The sequence below is a fragment of the Pseudomonas sp. ATCC 13867 genome (assembly GCF_000349845.1).
GTDB lineage: Bacteria > Pseudomonadota > Gammaproteobacteria > Pseudomonadales > Pseudomonadaceae > Pseudomonas.
Genome location: NC_020829.1, coordinates 3,230,325 through 3,247,582, shown reverse-complemented (window position 1 = coordinate 3,247,582; position 17,258 = coordinate 3,230,325). Strand labels below are relative to the sequence as shown.

Sequence of the window (17,258 nt, the reverse complement as noted above, 5' to 3'; positions counted from 1 at the left end):
CCCGGCCTTACTGGCGTGCCGCCTGTTGTTCCTGCGCGGAACGCGGTTCGACCTTGCTGCCCGGCTGCAGGCCGGTGAGGCCGCCGACGATCACCTGGTCGCCGCTGGCCAGGCCCTGGCTGATCTGCCAGCGCGAGCCCTGCATGGCACCGGTCACCACCGACCGGGTTTCGACGCGGCTGTCGGCGCCGATCACCAGCACGTGGGCGCTGCCGTCGGTGGCGCGCTGCACGGCGCGCTGGGGCACCAGGATGGCCTTGTCGTCGCTGCCCTGCGGTGCGGTGACCCGCACGTACATGCCCGGCAGCAGCACACCGTCGGGGTTGGCGAAGCTGCCGCGCAGCGACACCTGGCCGGTGCCACGGTCCACCGAGACATCGGTGAACAGCAGCTCACCCTGGCGCTGGTAGTTGGTGCCGTCGACACGGATGCTCAGCGCCTGGCTCTGGCCGGCGGAGAGGTTGCCGCCCTTGAGCGCCTCGCGCAGGCGCAGCGCGTCGGCCACCGGCTGGGTGAAGTCGGCGTAGATCGGGTCGAGCTGCTGGATGCGCGCCATCAGCGTCGCCTCGCCCTGGCCGACCAGCGCGCCCTCGGTGACCAGCGCCCGGCCGATACGCCCGGAAATCGGCGCCTTGACCGAGGCGTAGCCCAGGTTCAGCCGCGCGGTTTCCACGTCCGCCTGGGCCGAGCGTACCGCCGCCTGGGCGCTGCGCATGTCCGCCGTGGCGGTGTCGAAGTCCTGCTGGCTGACCGCTTCGATCTTCACCAGCGGCTCATAGCGCCTGACCCGCGCCTGCGCCTCGTAGAGCGAAGCCTGGGCACGCGCCAGTTCGCCTTCGGCGCGGGACACGGCAGCCTTCAGCGGCGCCGGGTCGATCTGGAACAGCAACTCGCCGGCCTTCACGTCGGCGCCTTCCTCGAAGCGCTTCTGCAGCACGATGCCGGCGACCCGCGCGCGGACCTCGGCCACCCGCATGGGCTCGATGCGACCGGGCAATTCCGAGGTCAACACCAGCGGCTCGGTGACCACCGCCACCACATCCACCGGGCGGGCGACCTCGGCGACCGCTTCCGGCTCGCCCGAAGGCCCGCAACCGGCCAGCGCCATCGCTGCCATCCAAGCGCTGATCATCCCTACCGCACGCAACCTGCCCATGATTCACCCGGGTCTGCTCTAACTGGAAAGGTGCGTATGATCCTTTTAAAAACAAAATGAGTCAATATTGACTCATATGCTTCTAGTGTGTATAAAATGTGACATATCCTTTCAAAAGGAGAGGCTTTTTCTGCACAATGAGACTCTCCAACATCGAAGCAACCCGACACCCGGTTCCGAGGCTACGAATGACACTCACTGCCCACGATGAACGTCTTCTCAATGCGCTGGCCGTCGCTATCGTCGATCGCCCACGGGCGACACTGAAGGAGCTGGCGGCATCGGCAGGGGTGAGCAAGGCCACGTTGCACCGCTTCTGCGGCACCCGTGACAATCTGCTGGAGATGCTGGACAACTATGGCCACTCGGTGATCCGACAGATCCTCGAGGCTGCCGAACTGCAGCAGGCGCAACCGCTGGACGCACTGCGCCGGCTGATCGGCGAACACCTCAAGCATCGCGAGATGCTGGCCTTCCTACTCTTCCAGTACCGCGCCGAAAGCCTCGACATCGAAACCACCACCGAACGCTGGCGCTACTACACCGCCGCCGTGGACGCCTTCTTCCTGCGCGGCCAGCAGATCGGCGTGTTCCGCATCGACATCACCGCCGCGGTGTTCACCGAGCTCTTCCTCTCGATGGTCTACGGCATGGTCGACGCCGTGCGCTATGGCCGGGCGGCCAGCTCCAGCTCGGCCAGCGTGCTGGAGCAATTGTTCCTGCACGGGGCGCTGGTGCAGGGGCAGGCCGGATAGGGCGGTGGCCCGGTTTCACTCGCTTCGCCATGAGCGCGGATCGAAGCCCGCGGTATCGTCGAGGTCGGCTCCTCGGCTCCGGAGAACTGACCGGTACGCCGCGCGGGTGTAGCGAGTGGCCGTGCGCGATGCATTTCCGTACCATTGCCGACCTTTTTCGCAACACCCGTCCCGAGTCGAACCATGAAACCCGCCCGCCTGCGTGCCGATGTCCTGGCAGGACTGACCACGTCCTTCGCCCTGGTGCCCGAGTGCATCGCCTTTGCCCTGGTCGCCCACCTCAATCCGCTGATGGGGCTGTATGGCGCCTTTATCCTCTGCACCCTGACCGCGTTGTTCGGCGGACGGCCCGGCATGGTGTCCGGCGCGGCCGGTTCGATGGCGGTGGTGATCGTCGCCCTGGTGGTGCAGCACGGGGTGCAGTACCTGCTGGCCACTGTGCTGCTGGGCGGGCTGGTGATGATCGGCTTCGGCCTGCTGCGCCTGGGCAAGCTGGTGCGGATGGTGCCGCACCCGGTGATGCTGGGGTTCGTGAATGGCCTGGCGATCGTCATCGCGCTGGCGCAGATGGAGCATTTCAAGGACGGCGAACACTGGCTGAGCGGCAACCCGCTGTACCTGATGCTGGGGCTGGTGGCGCTGACCATGACGGTGGTGTATGGACTGCCGCGCCTGACCCGCGCGGTGCCGCCGGCGCTGGTGGCGATCCTGGGCGTCGGCCTGCTGGTCTACCTGCTGAACCTGCCGACCCGCACGTTGGGCGATATGGCGCACATCGCCGGCGGCCTGCCGCCGTTCGCTCTGCCGGACATCCCGTGGAACCTGGAAACCCTGCGGATCATCGCGCCCTATGCCTTCCTCATGGCGATGGTCGGGCTGCTGGAAACCCTGCTGACCCTCAACCTCACCGACGAGATCACCGAGAGCCGCGGCTTTCCCGACCGCGAGTGCGTGGCGCTGGGCGGAGCCAATATCGTTTCCGGGCTGTTCGGCGGCATGGGCGGTTGCGCCATGATCGGCCAGACGGTGATCAACCTGAGCTCGGGCGGCCGTGGCCGGCTGTCGGGCGTGGTGGCCGGGGTGATGATCCTGTTCTTCGTGCTGTTCCTATCGCCGCTGATCGAGCGCATCCCGCTGGCGGCGCTGGTGGGCGTGATGTTCGTGGTATCGCAGCAGACCTTCGCCTGGGCTTCGCTGCGGGTGCTGCACAAGGTGCCGCTGAGCGACGTGCTGGTGATCATCGCGGTGACCGCGATCACCGTGGCCACCGATCTGGCGACCGCGGTGTTCTGCGGCATCATCCTCGCCGCCCTGGACTTTGCCTGGAAACACGCCCGCGAGCTGTACGCCGACGTGCATGACGAGGCCGATGGCAGCCGGCTCTACCGCGTGCACGGCACGCTGTTCTTCGCTTCCAGCACGCCGTTCCTCAACCAGTTCGACCCGGCCAATGACCCGCAGCAGGTCACCCTGGACTGCGCGCACCTGAGCTTCGTCGATTACTCGGCCATCGCCGCGCTGAAGACGCTGCGCGAGCGGTATGCCAGGGCGGGCAAGCACCTGCGCGTGGTGCACCTGTCGGAGCGCTGCCGGCAGTTGCTCAAGCGCGCCGGTATCCAGCACGCCTGAGTCAGGGCCTGGGGGTGGCATCCGGGGTGCTGAGGGCCTGCCAGACGAGTTCGAGGGCGTCGGCATCCCTGAGCAACTGGCGCCTGGCACAGCGGATGCGCCGCGCCTGGTCTTCGCTGCAGGCGCGGGCCAGCAGCTCCTGGAGCAGTTCGGCGGCAACCTCGTTGTTGTAGGCCGTCGTGCGGACGGCGCGTAGATGGCGTTGTTCCTGCTGGCGCATGTCGTGCTCCCCCGGCCGGACCCGGTCTCATTCCTCGGAATTTCACCTTGATGCCGATGATGCCTTCGTGGCTGCGTCCTTCGCCATCGAACGCTTTCTGGATCCCGAGCGAGCGGGTCAGGCTGGTCCGCTCGGCGAGCCGGCAGTCGACGTCCAGGTTCAGTTCGCCCCAGGTACTGTCCTGGTCGGCGCTGAACGGGACGGCGCGTCGGCGGAGGAAAACTCGGTCTTCGTCCGGCCCTTGAACTCATGCCACGCGCTCGGGCGATGACCCTTGTCGTCCTCGGCGCGGGTTGCGGCTCAGCAGCTCAGCGTCGAGCCTCCACAGGCTGATGGCGCCGGGCAGGATGCCGAGCAGCCGCGTCACTCCCCGGAGCCGCGCAAGGTCGTTCGTCAGTCGTGCGGCCGGGGCGAGGGCCGAGAGGCGCCGGCGACGTAGAAGAAGGCGCCGACGACGATGCAGCCGGCGAGCATCACGAACACCCAGTGCGGCGCCCACAGGCTCAGGGCGAAGCCGACCAGCACCGGGCCGGCGCCGCCGCCGAGGTTCGACAGGTTCTGCGTGCCGTAGTACACGCCGCGCAGATGGGGCGGGGCGATGCGGTCGATGAACATGTACTCGGCGGGGATCACGATGATCTCGCCGAGGGTGAACACGACCATTGCCAGGCCCCAGTGCGCGAGATGCCGGGATAGGCCGAAGCCGACGATGCCCAGCACGAACAGGCCCAGGCCGACGATCAGCCAGCGCTGCAGGTGCGCATTGTCGATGCGTTTGCCCAGCAGGTACTGCAGGCAGATCACCGTCACCGCATTGACCCCGAGGATGGTCTGGATCACCTGGTAGGCGTATTCCGCCGTGCCGGTGGCGACCAGGTACTGCGACAGGTAGGCGGAGAACTGGCCGAATACCACGGCGGTGAAGGCCCCGCCGACGGTGAAGTACATCAGCCGGCGATCCCGCGACAGCACGCCCATCACCGCCAGGAAGGAGGGCGGCGCCACCCCGGCGGCCGGGCGCATGTCACGGTCGCCATAGCGCAGGAAGGCCAGCAGAAAGAAGCTGCCCAGGGCCGCGGACACCATGAAGGGCAGCTTCTGGCTCCATTGCGCCAGCCCGGCGCCGATGAAGGGACCGATGGCGTAGGCGAGGTTGATCAGGGTGTAGCGGATGGAGAAGGCGCGGCTCTGCTCGCCCGCCGCCAGCAGCCGGCCGAAGGCGGTCTTCACCACCACGTCGGTCACCGAGTAGGCGAAGTTGAAGCCGAGCAGGAAGAAAAAGAACAGCCAGAGGTTGTCCGTCAGGCACATGCCGATGAAGGCGGCGACGAAGCAGGCGCTGAAGCCGAGGATCAGGCGGTAGCCGGGCATCCGGTCGATCAGGTAGCCGCCGTAGAGGCTGATCAGCGAACCGCCGACCAGCGCCCCGCCCAGCAGCAGGCCGATGCGGCTGACGGCCAGGTCGAAGTTCGTCGAGAGGTAGATCACCAGGTAAGGCAGGGTAATGGCGCGCGCCAGGGTCAGCAGGAGCGTGGAGCAGAGCAGCAGGTTGACCTGCAGCGGGTAACGCTTGAGCGCGGCGAGCATTCCATGCCTCGGTACGGACGTTGGGGGATGCCGCGATGCTAGCAGCACCCCGAAGGTGCGGCGCAATCGCCGGAGGCCCTGGCGGCCCCCCGGCGTGCCCGCAGCTTCAGTCGCCGGGCTGCTTCGCCCGCGCGCGCAGCGCCTTGACGGTTTCGCCGCCCACGCCCCAGCTGTCGGTGGGGATTTCCTGGATCACCACGAAGGTGCTCGCCGGCGGTTTTCTCAGTACCCGCTCCAGCAGTTCGGTCACGCCTTCGATCAACTGGCGGCGTTCCTCGGCGGTCACCCCTTCGTCGGTGACCTGGATGTTCACGTAGGGCATTGCGGTTCTCCTGTGGTTTACCAGGTGCCGGTGGTGGATCCACCGTCGACATTCAGAATGGCACCGGTGACGAAGGTCGAGTCGGTCAGGTAGAGCACGGCGTCGACGATGTCCCGCGGCGTGCCTATCTTGCCGGTGGGCGCCAGGCTGCTGAGGAAGGCGCTGGTTTCGGCGTCCTCGGCGTGCATCGGGGTCTGGATGATCCCCGGCGCCACGGCGTTGACCTGCACCTGGGAGCCCGCCAGCTCCAGCGCCAGGCCGCGCACCGCGCTGTTCAGGCCGCCCTTGATCAGCACCGGCAGCAGCGCCGGCACCTTGGCGTTGGGCTGCAGGGCGATGGCGGCGGTGAGGGCGACGATGTGCCCCGAGCCGTTGGCGGCCATGTGCCGGGCGGCGGCCTGGGCGGGGTAGAAGAAGCCCTTGAGGTTGGTGTCGACGATGGCGTTGACCTCATCCTCGCTGTACTCGGTCACCGGCTTGGGAATGAAGATGCCGGCGTTGTTGATCAGGATGTCCACCTGGCCGAAGGCTTCGGTGGCCTGGGCGAACAGGCGTCTGGCGGTTTCCGGTTGGGCGATGTCGCCCTCCACCAGCAGGAAGTTGGCCGGGTTGCCCAGCTTCTGCGCGGCCTCCTGCAGGCGGGCCAGGCTGCGGGCGTTGCCCACCACGTTGTAGCCGCGCGCTAGGTAGGCCTCGGCAATGGCGAAACCCAGGCCGCTGGAGGCGCCGGTGACGATGACGGTCTTGCGCATGATTGAGTCTCCTCAAGTGAGGCGGGGCGGGATGCCCGCGTCTTGGGGGCCAATCTAGGCTGCAAGCGCTGCTTGAAAAATGAGGTTCATGGCATTTGAATTGATACCTCATGTAATGAATCGGGCTGCGCCATGACTCGCCATTTCGACGACCTGCAACTGGGCAGCATCGAGCTGTTCTGCCTCGCCGCGGAAACCGGCAGCTTCACCGCCGCGGCCAACGAGGCCGGCATCACTCCGGCGGCGGTGAGCCGTTCGGTGGCGCGCCTGGAGGAACGCCTCGGCGTGCGCCTGTTCGTCCGCACCACGCGGCAGATGCGCCTGACCGAAGGCGGGCGCAACTACTTCGAACAGTGCCGCCAGGCCCTGGGCCAACTGGTGGATGCCGAGCGCGAGGTCACCGGCGGCCAGAGCGTGCCGTCCGGCCGGCTACGCATCAGCGTGCCGACGCCCTACGCGCATTTCCGTCTGCTGCCGCTGCTGCCGGCGTTCCGCCGGCGCTACCCGCAGGTGACGGTGGACATCCACGTCAGCAACCGTAACATCGACTTCGCCGACGAAGGCTATGACCTGGCGGTGCGCGGCCGCGAGCCGGCGGATTCGAGTCTCGTCGCGCGGCGCCTGGAGGATGCCGAACTGGTGGTGGTGGGCACCCCGGACTACCTGCGGCGCGCCGGCACGCCACGGACACTGGACGATCTCGACGGCCATGAGTGCATCCAGTACGAACTGCCCAGCACCGGGCGCCGGGTGCCCTGGTCGTTCCGGGTCAATGGCCGGGTCGTGGAGGTGGAAACCTCGGGCAGTTGCACGGTGCTGGAAGACCACCTGGCCACCGCGACCCTGGCGAAGCACGGCGGCGGGTTGATGCAGGCCTATCGCTTCACCGTGCAGGCGGAACTGGCTGCCGGCGAGCTGGTGGAGGTGCTGGGCGACTACGGCGGCACCACGCGCCCATTCCTACTGATCTACCCCCATGCGCGGCACGTGCCTTCGCGGGTGCGGGCGTTCATCGAGTTCATGCTGGAGCAGCGGGGGCGCTAGCCGTGGGGCCCGCCGGTTGGACTGGCCGGCGGGCCGTGCCGTCATCCGTGCGCGTGGGCCTTCTGGGCGGAGAGGTAGGCGCCCAGGCGCCGGCCCATCTCCTCGCCGAGGGCCTGCAGGCCGCTCATGGGGCGGATCATCACCTCGAACTCGACGATCTTGCCGGTTTCGTCGAAGCGGATCATGTCGATGCCCTTGAGCTCGCGGCCGTTGACCTGGGCGCTGAACTCCAGGACCACGCTCAGGCCATCGCCGGTGGCCAGTTGGCGGTGGTAGACGAAGTCGCCGAACACTTGCAGCACGGTGCCGAGGATGGTCGCCGCCACCGGGGCGCCGGGGTAGGGCGTGTGGGCCATCGGCGAGCGGAACACGATGTTCGGCGACAGCAGCTCCGGCAGCCCGGAGAAGTCCTTGCCGGCGATCATCTGGTGCCAGCGTTCCAGGGATGCGGCGGCCTGCGGGTTCAGGTTGAGGGTGGGCATGGGGTACCTCCTGATCGTTCTTGTCATTTGAACAGGACGATACGTCCGTGCGCGGAACCCGCTCAATGATCGGAAATGACAGAAGACTGATCCTGCCGAACAACCGCCCGCCGCCGCGCAGCGGATCGTCAGCCGCTTCTCAGTGCGTCCAGGGATTGATGAAAAAGCTCGCCAGCTGCGGATCGTCGCCCGGATCGACGTGCCGGACCGACCGCGGCAGGGCGCCCAGCACGGCTTTCCAGAACGCTGCCGCCAGCTCGTCGCCGGTGTAGTAGCGCACCAGCCAGGGACCGGGATTGTCCAGCAGCACGCGGGTGGCGACGGTGCGGCCGACACCCTGGCGCCGGTACTTCTTTAGCACGAACAGGTCGGCCAGCTCCAGCGCGTCGATGCCCGGCAGTTCGCTGCCTTCGATCAGCAGGAAGCCGGCGATGAAACCGTCGACGAGGATCAGGTTGGCGCTCCATTCCGGTTCGCTCCAGTAGCGCGCCAGGTGTTCCTCGTGGAGGTAGAAGCGGCCGTCCACTTCCACGTCCTCCTGCTCCCAGTCCGAGGACTCGTAGGCGTAGAACTGGTAGAGGTTGCGGATCAGCTCGATGTGTTCCGGGCCGGTCGCTACCAGCTCGATGGGGTGGTCGGTCATGGCGGTGCTCGTGGCGGTGCGCGGGGCGCACGGCAGAGGGGGATCAGGTAATTTTCGCGCAATGCGCCAGTATTGCCAGCGCCATGCGGGATGCTCGTCAGATCATCGGATCCCAGCGCTGCGACCAGTCGGTGTCCTGCGCCACCACCTCGCGCAGCAGGGTGAAGGCCTGCTGCAGCGCCTGCGAGTCGCGGTCGCGGGAATACACCAGGTAGGTCGGGTAGCTGAACTCCGGCGCGCGCGGTACACGGCGCAACACCTTGCGGTCCAGGTAGCTCTGCACCACCCGCGTGCGGAAGTAGCCCGAGCCGCCGTTCTCCAGGATGTACTGCAGCGCCAGCGGGCCGAGGTTGAAGGATACCGGCGCCTTGGACAGCTCCGGCAGGGCGCTGTCGTGCTGCTGGCGGAAGCCTTCGCCCCAGTCGATGTAGACGTAGGGCTCGGGGTTCTGCGCGCGCACCAGGATCAGCTTTTCCTCCAGCAACTGTTCCACCTGCATCCCCGGCCAGTAGGTCGGATGGTAGACCAGCGCCGCGTCCAGCACGCCCAGCTCCAGCTGGCGCAGCAGGCTCTGGCCGTCGCCGATGTCGGCGCGCACGGCGTGGTCGCCGATGACCTGGCGGATGCGGCTGACCCAGCGCAGCATCAGCGGGTTGCACAGGCTCACCTCGCCGCCGATGTGCAGCACGTTGTGGTAGCCCTGTGGCAGCGGCAGGTCGCGCTGGGCGGCTTCCCAGGTCTGCAGGATCTGGTTGGCATAGGTGACGAAGGACTCGCCGTCCGGGGTGAGGCGCGCCCCGGCGCGGTTGCGTACGAAGAGGGTGCAGTTGAGGTGGCTCTCCAGCTTCTGCACCCGCGCGGTGACGGCGGTCTGGGTGATGTGCATGCGTTCGGCGGCGGCGACGAAGCTGCCGTGGCGAACGATTTCCAGGAAGGTGCGGGTCAGGTCGATGTCCATGAGCGGAGTCTGCGCGAATCAGGCGGCCAGTGTAGCGGAAACCGGGGTCAACCCAGGTGACTGAGCAGGTCGCGCTGCAGGGCGGCGATCAGGTCGGTCTGGGTGATCACCCCGACCAGCTCGCCACGCTCCAGTACCGGCAGGCAGTGCAGGCCTCGGTCTGAGAGCAGCGGGATCAGTTCCACCGCATGGGCGTCGGCGTCGACATGCAGTACCGGGCGGCTCATCACTTCGCCGAGCACGCGGTCGCGGCGCAGGCCGACGCTGCCGAGCAGGCCCTTCAGCCAGCCGCCCTTGCGTTTCGGCGCGAGCAGGTCGATCAGGCTGACGATGCCCACCAGCCGGCGTTCTTCGTCGAGGATCGGCAGCGCCTTCAGGTGGTGCTTCACCAGCAGGCGCAGGGCGTGGCTGATCGGGGTGTCCGGCGCGGCGCAGACCAGGTCGCGGGACATGATCTGGTGCGCGCGGGTGTCGCCCATGCTGCGGCGCAGGGCGTGGCGCTCGGTACTGCGGACGATGAGCTCGAGGTCGTCGCGGGTGATGTCGACGAAGGCGCCCAGTTCGTCCAGCGCCAGATCGAGGTCGGCGGCCTGGATGCCGACGCGCTCGCCGGGGGTTGGGTCCTGGGTCTGGTGATCGTCCTTGATGACCGTGCGCCGGCGCGGATAGGGCATGCGCGTGAGGTTGTTGAAGATCACCGCCAGCAGCACCAGGCCGAGGCCGCCGCTGATCGCCGGCAGTGGCGCCATCCACGCCGGCTCGCCAGGCAGCGGCGCGGCGAAGACCATGCAGAACGCCACTGCGCCGCCGGGCGGATGCAGGCAGCGCAGCGGGTACATCAGCACCAGGCTCAGGCCCAGCGCCAGGGCCGCGCTGGGCATCCCGACCGGTAGCCAGAGACCGATCAGCAGGGCCACCAGCGAGGCGCACAGGTAGCTGCCGATCACCGACCAGGGCTGGGCGAGGGCGCCGGAGGAGACAGCGAACAGCAGGATCGCCGAGGCGGCCCAGGGGCCGGCGAAGTGCAGGGCCACCGAGGAGCCGAACAGCACGCCGCAGGTGACGGCGATCAGCAGGAAACCCAGGCTGGCGCCGCAGGAAGCGCGCAACCATTCGCGGGGACGGGTGTGGGGAATATCGGGAAGGTACGTGGCGGCACGCTGCCGCCAGCCGGGCAGGGAGAGCATCTGGCTGGTCCAGGAACGTCAGGGCGGAAAAAAGGCCGGGCTCTTGCGGCAAGAGCCCTGCAAGGGTGCCGCAGGCGGCACTTGGGGAGGCCCCATCCGTGGGGCGGGAAATCAGGCGCGCATTCGGTAGGGCGGCGGCGCTTCCGGCAGCGGCTGGACGACCCGTTCGCAGCGCCGGCCGGTGGCTGCTGTCATGCGCCGGGCGGCTTCCGGGTCGTCGGCGAAGGGTAGCAACGCGGCCTGCTCGAAGCTGTCGCCGCGACAGGCGCGCCAGCAGGCCACGGCGCAGGCCAGCAGACCGAAGAACATCAGCAGGGTCATGCTCTGGCTCCTCAGGCCGTGGCCGCCGTGCCGTGGCTCACCGGCTCGCCCGCACGTACGGTGAGCCAGGTGTTCCAGGCCATCAGCAGCATGCCGCTGGCGAAGGTGGCGCCGCCGAGCAGGCGCACGATGTAGCCCGGATGGCTGGCGGCCAGCGCTTCGACGAAGGAGTAGGTGAGGGTGCCGTCTTCGTTGACCGCGCGCCACATCAGGCCCTGGGTGATGCCGTTGACCCACATGGAGGCGATGTACAGGACGGTGCCGATGGTGGCCATCCAGAAGTGCGCGTTGATCAGGCCGACGCTGTGCATCTGCTCGCGGCCATAGAGTTTCGGGATCATGTGGTAGAGCGCGCCGATGGAGATCATCGCTACCCAGCCCAGGGCGCCGGCATGTACGTGGCCGATGGTCCAGTCGGTGTAGTGCGACAGCGAGTTGACGGTCTTGATCGCCATCATCGGACCTTCGAAGGTGGACATGCCGTAGAAGGCCAGGGACACCACCAGGAAGCGCAGGATCGGGTCGGTGCGCAGCTTATGCCAGGCGCCGGAGAGGGTCATCATGCCGTTGATCATGCCGCCCCAGCTCGGAGCCAGCAGGATCAGGGACATCACCATGCCCAGCGACTGGGCCCAGTCCGGCAGCGCGGTGTAGTGCAGGTGGTGCGGGCCGGCCCAGATGTACAGGGTGATGATCGCCCAGAAATGCACGATGGACAGGCGATAGGAGTAGATCGGCCGTTCGGCCTGCTTGGGCACGTAGTAGTACATCATGCCGAGGAAGCCTACCGAGAGGATGAAGCCCACCACGCTGTGGCCGTACCACCACTGGATCATCGCGTCGGTGGCGCCCGAGTAGATCGGGTAGGACTTGAGCAGGGTCACCGGCACCGACAGGTGGTTGACCACGTGAACCATCCCGGTCACCACGATGAAGGCGCCGTAGAACCAGTTGCCCACATAGATGTGGCGCACCTTGCGGCGGGCGATGGTGCCGAAGAACAGGTAGGCGTACACCAGCCAGAGCACCGTGACCCAGAGGGCGATGGGCCACTCCATCTCGGCGTATTCCTTGGAGGTGGTGATGCCCAGCGGGTAGCTGACCACCATCGCCACCAGGCTCGCCTGCCAGCCCCAGAACAGCAGGTTGGCCAGGCCGTCGGAGATGATCCGCACGCGGCAGGTGCGCTGCACCACGTAGAAGGAGGTGGCGAACAGCGCGCTGCCGCCGAAGGCGAAGATCACCAGGTTGGTGTGGATCGGCCGGATGCGCCCGAAACTGGTCCAGGGCATGTCCAGGCTCAGTTGCGGCCACACCAGCTGGGCGGCGATGAACACGCCCATGAACATCCCGAGGATGCCCCAGCCCAGGGTGGTCAGAGTGAAACGGCGAACAATGTCGTAGTTGTAGACGCTGCTGTCGGGGGTGTTCTGATCGAGGGGTATCGCGCTGTCCATCTTGATTCCGTCGTACTCCGGTTGACTGACGGCTCCCTGTCCGCCGCAGGGGTACGGTCGGACGGACGAACGTCGTGGGAGGCAATTCGTCGCAGGGGAGCCGAACTAGTCTGAACAGACGGGATGGATGCAACAAACGAATAATAATGCAGCATAAGTGCAGTAATTTTGATGTTAATGCGAGCGACTGCCACGCAAGCGCTCTGGCGCGCCTTGCTCAGGATCAAGGATGGCGTACGCAACGGTGGAAATGACGACGTGGCGCGTGGGAGGGATCCATTCAAAAAAGTGCAGCATCAGTGCAATTCAATTCATTTAAATCCGAGCCGGCAGGCGGTCTAGCATGGGGCTTCGCGATCATGAGGAGCCGTCCATGTCCACTCTTCCCGCCGACCTTGTCGACTGGCTGCAGACCCTGATGCGTGCCGAGCGCGCCGGTGCGCGGGTCATGCTCGACAGCCTGCGGCAAACCGACGAACCCGCCGTGCGCCGGCGCCTGGAACTCCTGCACCAGGGCGAGGCCGACAGTTGCCGGCACCTGCGCGCCTGCCTGGAGCGTCTGGGGGTGCAGCCGGACACCGGCATCGGCGACTTCCACGCCAGCGCTATGGCCATCGAGGACCTGGAACTGCGCTTCGATTTCATCGGGCGTGGCCAGCGCTGGGTCGCCCGCCAGATTCGCCAGCGCCTGCCGGAAATCGAGGCGCCCTGGCTGCGCGAGGAGCTGCAGGCGGTGCTGCGCCTGCATGAGGACGGTGAAGCCTGAACCTTGGGTGAGTATCCTGGGCCCCGTTGACCACGGAGCGCTGCCACATGGATGGGATGACCCGGATTCGCTTTGCCGAGATAGACCTGCGCGTTCCCGCCGAGCCCGGCCTCTATGAAATCCATAGCCTGGATGGCCAGGCGCTGAAGGTCGGCATCGGCAAGAACCTGCGCAAGCGCCTGACCCAGCACTATCGTTCCCGCCAGAGCCGCCTGGTGCTGAAGGCGGGCGGGGACTGGAGCAATCCACGGGATGTCGAGAGCAAGCAGTCGATCCTCGCCAAACACCTGTTCTTCGCCGAAGTGGACGGCTATGACCTGAAGAGCGAGGCGGGGCGGCGGGCCTTCCTCGAGGAGCGCTGCTACATCCTGTTCCGCACCACCGCCACTCGGGAGGAAGCGCGCGAGTTGGAGAAGCGCAAGGAGGCGAGCGGCGGGTTCCGCTTCGTCGGCCTGACCGATTCAGCCTGATCTTTCGCCCACCGAGGCCAGCAGCCAGTCATGGAACAACTGCGCCGAGGGCGACAGCTGGCGGTGCCGCAACGACACCAGGTATTCGCCGCGCTCGGTCACCAGCGCATGGTCGGTCACCCGCTGCATCTCGCCCTTGGCCACTGCCTCGTCGGCCATGAAGCTCCACGCCAGGCCAATGCCCATGCCCTGCTGCACGGCGCGGTAGGCGAGGGTGAGCTGGTTGAACACCGGGTCGCTTTCCGCCGGCTGGTAGTCCCTGCCGAAATGCGCGAACCAGTCGTGCCAGTCCAGGCAGCTCCAGGCCGAGGCATCCAGTTGCACCAGGGGCGCGGCGGCCAGTTGCTCGAGGGTCGTGATCGCCGAGACGTCCAGGTCCGGGCGCGCCACCGGGTAGACGACTTCCGGCAGCACGAACTGGCTGTTCAGCGTGGTCCAGTCGCCGGCGCCGTAGAGGATGCCGAGGTCGAAGTCCACCAGGCTGGCTTCGTCGATCTCGTTGATCGCATGCACGTGCACGGCGATGCCGGGGTGCGTCTTGTTGAACTCGATCAGCTTGGGGAACAGCCAGAACTGTGCCAGCGCGTGGGTTGCCAGCACCGATACGGCGTTGCTCTGGTGCACGTTGCGGATGCGCCGCACGCTGTGCTGCAGGCGATCGAGCAGCATGTCCACGGTGCCCAGCAGCTCGGCGCCGGCGGCGGTCAGGGTGACACCGCGCGGCTTGCGCTCGAACAGCGGCACCTTGAGGTTGTCTTCCAGCGCGCGCATCTGCTTGCTCACCGCGCTCTGGGTGAGGAACAGCTCGGTGGCGGCCAGGGTAAAGCTGCCGCAGCGGCCCACGGCCTCGAAGGTGACCAGGGTTTCCAGGGGCGGCAGGGTGCGCAGGTAACGGCTGATGACGGTTCTCCGGTTGACAGATGCTCAGCCATTCCCGTGGGGAATGGCTCGGTGCGGATTTATCCTTGGTCAGACGCTAGCACAGTCGCTACCGTGGCGGCATTTCCGACTGATCGAGGTAACGGGTAATGAAACGCGGGGTGGTCTACGCAGGCATGGCAGGCGCAATCTGGGGCGGGGTGATCCTGGCACCGTCGCTCGTGCCGGAGTTCAACCCGCTGCTGATCAGCTCCGTGCGCTTCGCTCTGTACGGCGCCATTTCGCTGCTGATCGCCCTGCCGGTGGCCCTGGGCTTGCTGCGTCGGGTCAGTCGCGAGGACCTGTCGATGCTGGTGCGCCTGTCCCTGGCCGGCAACCTGCTGTATTTCGCGCTGCTCTCGGCGGCGGTGCAGTTCGCCGGGGTGGCGGCGGCCTCGCTGATCAACGGCATCATGCCGCTGGCGATCAGCTACCGCAGCCGTTCCGAACAGGACTCGCTGCCGCTGTCGCGGATGAAATTCCCGCTGGCGCTGGTGGCCCTGGGCATTCTCTGCATCAACCTCGACCCCGCGGCGCTGATGGCCGCCGGCAGTACGCCGGGCGAGCGCATCCTCGGCATCGTCTGCGGTTTCTGCGCGGTGGTCTGCTGGTCCTGGTACGCCACGGCCAACGCGCGCTACCTGAAGGCCAGCCATTTCACCAGCCACGAGTGGTCGACCCTGACCGGCGTGGTCACCGGTGTCATGGCTATCGTGCTGGCGGGCGTGGGCGTGCTGGTCGCGCCGCAGGCGGTGCCCACCGGCATTTCCTCGGAGCGCTGGATGGCGTTCCTCTGGGTGTCGCTGTTCCTCGCCGTGTTCGGCTCGTGGGTGGCCAATGGCCTGTGGAACGCCGCGACGCGCCGCCTGCCGATGAGCCTGGGCGGCCAGTTGATCGTCTTCGAAACGCTGTTCGCCTGTGCCTATGCCTACATCAACGAGCAGCGGCTGCCCGGCCCGGTGGAGGCGCTGGCGATTGTCCTGCTGACTGTCGGCGTGCTCTGGGCCATCGGCCTGCACCGCGCGCCCGCCGAGGTCGAGGGGCGCGCGGCGCAGTCCTGATTCACGGCCCGAGATCGTTGCGCCGGTTGCCGGAGCCTTCGATGGGGTCGTCGTCCAGGCGGATGCCCTCGACGCCGATTTCCGCCTCCAGCGCCAGCAGGTACTGGCGCAGGGCGTGGCGGGTGGATTCCTCGCGCAGGCTGTGGTGCACCCGGTTGGCGACCTGGTCGTAGGGCAGGGGCTTGCGCTCCTGGCGTTCGTCGACGCTCACCAGGTGCCAGCCGTAGCGCGACGCCAGCGGCCGCTCGTGCAGGCCGACGGGCAAGCGCTGCAGCGCCTGGTCCAGCTCGGCCACGGTCTGGCCGGAGGTCAGCCAGCCCAGCTCGCCGCCGTCGTCCTTCGACGGGCAGGCCGAATGCCGCTGGGCCAGATCGGTGAAGCGTTCCGGGTGTTCGCCCAGCTCCTTCAGCAGCTTTTCGCCCAGGCGGTAGTGCGCATCGCGAGCCTTGGCGTCTTCCGGCGCGGCGGGCAGGAGGATGTGCCGCACGCGCAGCCGGGTGGGCTCGGAGAAGCGTTCGCGGTGGGTGTCGAAGTAGCGGCGGCAAGCGCTTTCGTCGGGCTCCGGGACGTTCAGTTCGCGCTCCAGCAGGGCGGCCACGGCCTGATCGTTTTCCTCCTCATGGCCGGCCGCCAGCCCGAGCATGGCGGCCCGCTGCGCCAGCAGCTCGCGCACTACCAGGGCGCGGGCGGCCTTGAGCTGGGCCTCGGCCAGCGACGGCGAAGGGTGGAAGGGCGTTTCCCTGGCGATGTCGGCCTCGCTGAGTTGCGTGTCGCCGACGCGGATCACCGGCGCCGGGGCGTTGGGCAGGTTCTCGACTGCGATCATGTCCATGTCTGTCGTTCCTTAGCTGCGCCGGCGGACGATCTGGTAATTGCGCCCGAAGTAGCCCAGCGGAATGCTCCACACGTGCACCAGGCGGGTGAAGGGGAACAGCAGGATGATGGTCAGGCCGAGGAAGATGTGCAGCTTGAAGATCAGCGGCGCGTCCATCACGAAGCCGGCTGCGTCGCCACGGAAGAACACGATGGCCTGGGCCCAGTTGGCCAGCAGCAGCATCATGCCGCCGTCCAGGTGGTGCAGCGAGGCGAAGATGGTGATCAGCCCCAGGCACGCCTGCAGCAGGAGCAGGGCGATGATCAGGTTGTCCATCACGCTGGAGGAGGCGCGTACCCGCGGGTTGGTCAGCCGCCGCCAGAGCAGCATGGCGCCGCCGATCACGCAGAGCACGCCGGCCACGCCGCCGAAGAGGATGGCCATGATCTGCTTGTGCCCGGCGGAGAGGAACGGCGCGTAGACCCAGTGCGGCGTCAGCAGGCCGACCAGGTGGCCGAAGAAGATCGCCAGGATGCCGATGTGGAACAGGTTGCTCGCCAGGCGCATGTTCTTCGACGAGAGCATCTGGCTGGAACCGGTCTTCCAGGTGTACTGGCCGTGGTCGTAGCGCATCAGGCTGCCGAGCAGGAACACCGAGCCGGCGAGGTAGGGGTAGATGCCGTAGATGAAGTGGAACAGGTAGTCCTCGAACATGA

The 17,258-nt window shown here is 67.2% G+C and carries 20 protein-coding genes; 6 read left to right on the top strand and 14 right to left on the bottom strand.

Features of this window, described 5'->3' with window-relative positions; all coding sequences use genetic code 11:
- Nucleotides 1–7: 7 nt before the first annotated feature.
- Entirely contained in the window at nt 8–1,156 is a 1,149-nt protein-coding gene (locus H681_RS14420) for a MexC family multidrug efflux RND transporter periplasmic adaptor subunit (RefSeq protein WP_041712013.1), read from the bottom strand.
- 188 nt (nt 1,157–1,344) lie between these two features.
- Here H681_RS14420 and H681_RS14415 point away from each other — a divergent pair, with 188 nt between their 5' ends.
- A complete protein-coding gene (locus H681_RS14415) occupies nt 1,345–1,911 on the top strand; it encodes a TetR/AcrR family transcriptional regulator (RefSeq protein WP_041712012.1) in 567 nt (188 codons plus the stop codon).
- Nucleotides 1,912–2,094: 183 nt separating this feature from the next.
- A complete protein-coding gene (locus tag H681_RS14410; RefSeq protein WP_015477604.1) occupies nt 2,095–3,540 on the top strand; it encodes a SulP family inorganic anion transporter in 1,446 nt (481 codons plus the stop codon).
- A gap of 1 nt (nt 3,541) precedes the next feature.
- On the opposite strand, the gene H681_RS14405 is transcribed toward H681_RS14410, so the two are convergent.
- From H681_RS14405 to H681_RS14385, 4 genes are all read right to left on the bottom strand, one after another.
- Nucleotides 3,542–3,760: a hypothetical protein gene (locus tag H681_RS14405; RefSeq protein ID WP_015477603.1), complete on the bottom strand. Its 219-nt coding sequence runs from the start codon at nt 3,758–3,760 to the stop codon at nt 3,542–3,544.
- A 393-nt stretch (nt 3,761–4,153) separates the two neighbouring features.
- Nucleotides 4,154–5,347 (bottom strand): MFS transporter, encoded by a 1,194-nt coding sequence (locus H681_RS14395; protein WP_015477601.1) that lies wholly within the window; start codon nt 5,345–5,347, stop codon nt 4,154–4,156.
- 106 nt (nt 5,348–5,453) lie between these two features.
- Nucleotides 5,454–5,669: a tautomerase family protein gene (locus H681_RS14390; RefSeq protein ID WP_015477600.1), complete on the bottom strand. Its 216-nt coding sequence runs from the start codon at nt 5,667–5,669 to the stop codon at nt 5,454–5,456.
- Nucleotides 5,670–5,686: 17 nt separating this feature from the next.
- On the bottom strand, nt 5,687–6,421 hold the full coding sequence (locus tag H681_RS14385; RefSeq protein WP_015477599.1) for an SDR family NAD(P)-dependent oxidoreductase: 735 nt from the start codon (nt 6,419–6,421) through the stop codon (nt 5,687–5,689).
- A gap of 132 nt (nt 6,422–6,553) precedes the next feature.
- Between H681_RS14385 and H681_RS14380 the strand changes: the two genes are divergently transcribed.
- Nucleotides 6,554–7,465 (top strand): LysR family transcriptional regulator, encoded by a 912-nt coding sequence (locus H681_RS14380; RefSeq protein WP_015477598.1) that lies wholly within the window; start codon nt 6,554–6,556, stop codon nt 7,463–7,465.
- 41 nt (nt 7,466–7,506) lie between these two features.
- Here the strand turns inward: H681_RS14380 and H681_RS14375 are convergent, their stop codons facing one another.
- From H681_RS14375 to ccoN, 6 genes are all read right to left on the bottom strand, one after another.
- Nucleotides 7,507–7,947 carry a nuclear transport factor 2 family protein gene (locus tag H681_RS14375; protein ID WP_015477597.1) on the bottom strand — a complete coding sequence of 147 codons (441 nt, stop codon included), beginning with the start codon at nt 7,945–7,947 and terminating at the stop codon, nt 7,507–7,509.
- A gap of 139 nt (nt 7,948–8,086) precedes the next feature.
- The gene (locus H681_RS14370; RefSeq protein ID WP_015477596.1) at nt 8,087–8,590 is read right to left on the bottom strand and encodes a GNAT family N-acetyltransferase; all 504 of its coding nucleotides are present in this window, start codon (nt 8,588–8,590) and stop codon (nt 8,087–8,089) included.
- 97 nt (nt 8,591–8,687) lie between these two features.
- The gene (locus H681_RS14365) at nt 8,688–9,548 is read right to left on the bottom strand and encodes a LysR family transcriptional regulator (RefSeq protein ID WP_015477595.1); all 861 of its coding nucleotides are present in this window, start codon (nt 9,546–9,548) and stop codon (nt 8,688–8,690) included.
- Between the two features lie 47 nt (nt 9,549–9,595).
- Entirely contained in the window at nt 9,596–10,735 is a 1,140-nt protein-coding gene (locus H681_RS14360; protein WP_015477594.1) for an HPP family protein, read from the bottom strand.
- A 111-nt stretch (nt 10,736–10,846) separates the two neighbouring features.
- On the bottom strand, nt 10,847–11,056 hold the full coding sequence (locus H681_RS14355) for a hypothetical protein (RefSeq protein ID WP_015477593.1): 210 nt from the start codon (nt 11,054–11,056) through the stop codon (nt 10,847–10,849).
- 11 nt (nt 11,057–11,067) lie between these two features.
- Complete coding sequence (gene ccoN / locus H681_RS14350; RefSeq protein WP_015477592.1) at nt 11,068–12,513, bottom strand: cytochrome-c oxidase, cbb3-type subunit I; 1,446 nt, start codon at nt 12,511–12,513, stop codon at nt 11,068–11,070.
- A 373-nt stretch (nt 12,514–12,886) separates the two neighbouring features.
- On the opposite strand from ccoN, the gene H681_RS14345 reads away from it, so the two are divergent.
- Together H681_RS14345 and H681_RS14340 are read left to right on the top strand one after the other, a co-directional pair.
- Nucleotides 12,887–13,279, top strand: coding sequence for a DUF6306 domain-containing protein (locus tag H681_RS14345; protein WP_015477591.1), 393 nt, complete (start codon nt 12,887–12,889; stop codon nt 13,277–13,279).
- 47 nt (nt 13,280–13,326) lie between these two features.
- Nucleotides 13,327–13,749 (top strand): hypothetical protein, encoded by a 423-nt coding sequence (locus H681_RS14340; protein ID WP_015477590.1) that lies wholly within the window; start codon nt 13,327–13,329, stop codon nt 13,747–13,749.
- Here the strand turns inward: H681_RS14340 and H681_RS14335 are convergent.
- A complete protein-coding gene (locus H681_RS14335; protein WP_041712006.1) occupies nt 13,741–14,649 on the bottom strand; it encodes a LysR substrate-binding domain-containing protein in 909 nt (302 codons plus the stop codon). The genes H681_RS14340 and H681_RS14335 overlap by 9 nt on opposite strands.
- Nucleotides 14,650–14,777: 128 nt before the next feature.
- Between H681_RS14335 and H681_RS14330 the strand changes: the two genes are divergently transcribed.
- Nucleotides 14,778–15,728: a DMT family transporter gene (locus H681_RS14330; RefSeq protein WP_015477588.1), complete on the top strand. Its 951-nt coding sequence runs from the start codon at nt 14,778–14,780 to the stop codon at nt 15,726–15,728.
- Nucleotide 15,729: 1 nt separating this feature from the next.
- On the opposite strand, the gene H681_RS14325 is transcribed toward H681_RS14330, so the two are convergent.
- Together H681_RS14325 and narI are read right to left on the bottom strand one after the other, a co-directional pair.
- Nucleotides 15,730–16,560, bottom strand: coding sequence for a peptidylprolyl isomerase (locus H681_RS14325; RefSeq protein WP_015477587.1), 831 nt, complete (start codon nt 16,558–16,560; stop codon nt 15,730–15,732).
- Nucleotides 16,561–16,572: 12 nt separating this feature from the next.
- Complete coding sequence (gene narI / locus H681_RS14320) at nt 16,573–17,256, bottom strand: respiratory nitrate reductase subunit gamma (RefSeq protein ID WP_015477586.1); 684 nt, start codon at nt 17,254–17,256, stop codon at nt 16,573–16,575.
- Between the last annotated feature and the right edge of the window lie 2 nt (nt 17,257–17,258).

What these genes read in the sequence shown, in the direction of transcription:
- H681_RS14420 (WP_041712013.1), bottom strand. Translation starts at nt 1,156, where the DNA reads ATGGGCAGGTTGCGTGCGGTAGGGATGATCAGCGCTTGGATGGCAGCG.
- H681_RS14415 (WP_041712012.1), top strand. Translation starts at nt 1,345, where the DNA reads ATGACACTCACTGCCCACGATGAACGTCTTCTCAATGCGCTGGCCGTC.
- H681_RS14410 (WP_015477604.1), top strand. Translation starts at nt 2,095, where the DNA reads ATGAAACCCGCCCGCCTGCGTGCCGATGTCCTGGCAGGACTGACCACG.
- H681_RS14405 (WP_015477603.1), bottom strand. Translation starts at nt 3,760, where the DNA reads ATGCGCCAGCAGGAACAACGCCATCTACGCGCCGTCCGCACGACGGCC.
- H681_RS14395 (WP_015477601.1), bottom strand. Translation starts at nt 5,347, where the DNA reads ATGCTCGCCGCGCTCAAGCGTTACCCGCTGCAGGTCAACCTGCTGCTC.
- H681_RS14390 (WP_015477600.1), bottom strand. Translation starts at nt 5,669, where the DNA reads ATGCCCTACGTGAACATCCAGGTCACCGACGAAGGGGTGACCGCCGAG.
- H681_RS14385 (WP_015477599.1), bottom strand. Translation starts at nt 6,421, where the DNA reads ATGCGCAAGACCGTCATCGTCACCGGCGCCTCCAGCGGCCTGGGTTTC.
- H681_RS14380 (WP_015477598.1), top strand. Translation starts at nt 6,554, where the DNA reads ATGACTCGCCATTTCGACGACCTGCAACTGGGCAGCATCGAGCTGTTC.
- H681_RS14375 (WP_015477597.1), bottom strand. Translation starts at nt 7,947, where the DNA reads ATGCCCACCCTCAACCTGAACCCGCAGGCCGCCGCATCCCTGGAACGC.
- H681_RS14370 (WP_015477596.1), bottom strand. Translation starts at nt 8,590, where the DNA reads ATGACCGACCACCCCATCGAGCTGGTAGCGACCGGCCCGGAACACATC.
- H681_RS14365 (WP_015477595.1), bottom strand. Translation starts at nt 9,548, where the DNA reads ATGGACATCGACCTGACCCGCACCTTCCTGGAAATCGTTCGCCACGGC.
- H681_RS14360 (WP_015477594.1), bottom strand. Translation starts at nt 10,735, where the DNA reads ATGCTCTCCCTGCCCGGCTGGCGGCAGCGTGCCGCCACGTACCTTCCC.
- H681_RS14355 (WP_015477593.1), bottom strand. Translation starts at nt 11,056, where the DNA reads ATGACCCTGCTGATGTTCTTCGGTCTGCTGGCCTGCGCCGTGGCCTGC.
- ccoN (WP_015477592.1), bottom strand. Translation starts at nt 12,513, where the DNA reads ATGGACAGCGCGATACCCCTCGATCAGAACACCCCCGACAGCAGCGTC.
- H681_RS14345 (WP_015477591.1), top strand. Translation starts at nt 12,887, where the DNA reads ATGTCCACTCTTCCCGCCGACCTTGTCGACTGGCTGCAGACCCTGATG.
- H681_RS14340 (WP_015477590.1), top strand. Translation starts at nt 13,327, where the DNA reads ATGGATGGGATGACCCGGATTCGCTTTGCCGAGATAGACCTGCGCGTT.
- H681_RS14330 (WP_015477588.1), top strand. Translation starts at nt 14,778, where the DNA reads ATGAAACGCGGGGTGGTCTACGCAGGCATGGCAGGCGCAATCTGGGGC.
- H681_RS14325 (WP_015477587.1), bottom strand. Translation starts at nt 16,560, where the DNA reads ATGGACATGATCGCAGTCGAGAACCTGCCCAACGCCCCGGCGCCGGTG.
- narI (WP_015477586.1), bottom strand. Translation starts at nt 17,256, where the DNA reads ATGTTCGAGGACTACCTGTTCCACTTCATCTACGGCATCTACCCCTAC.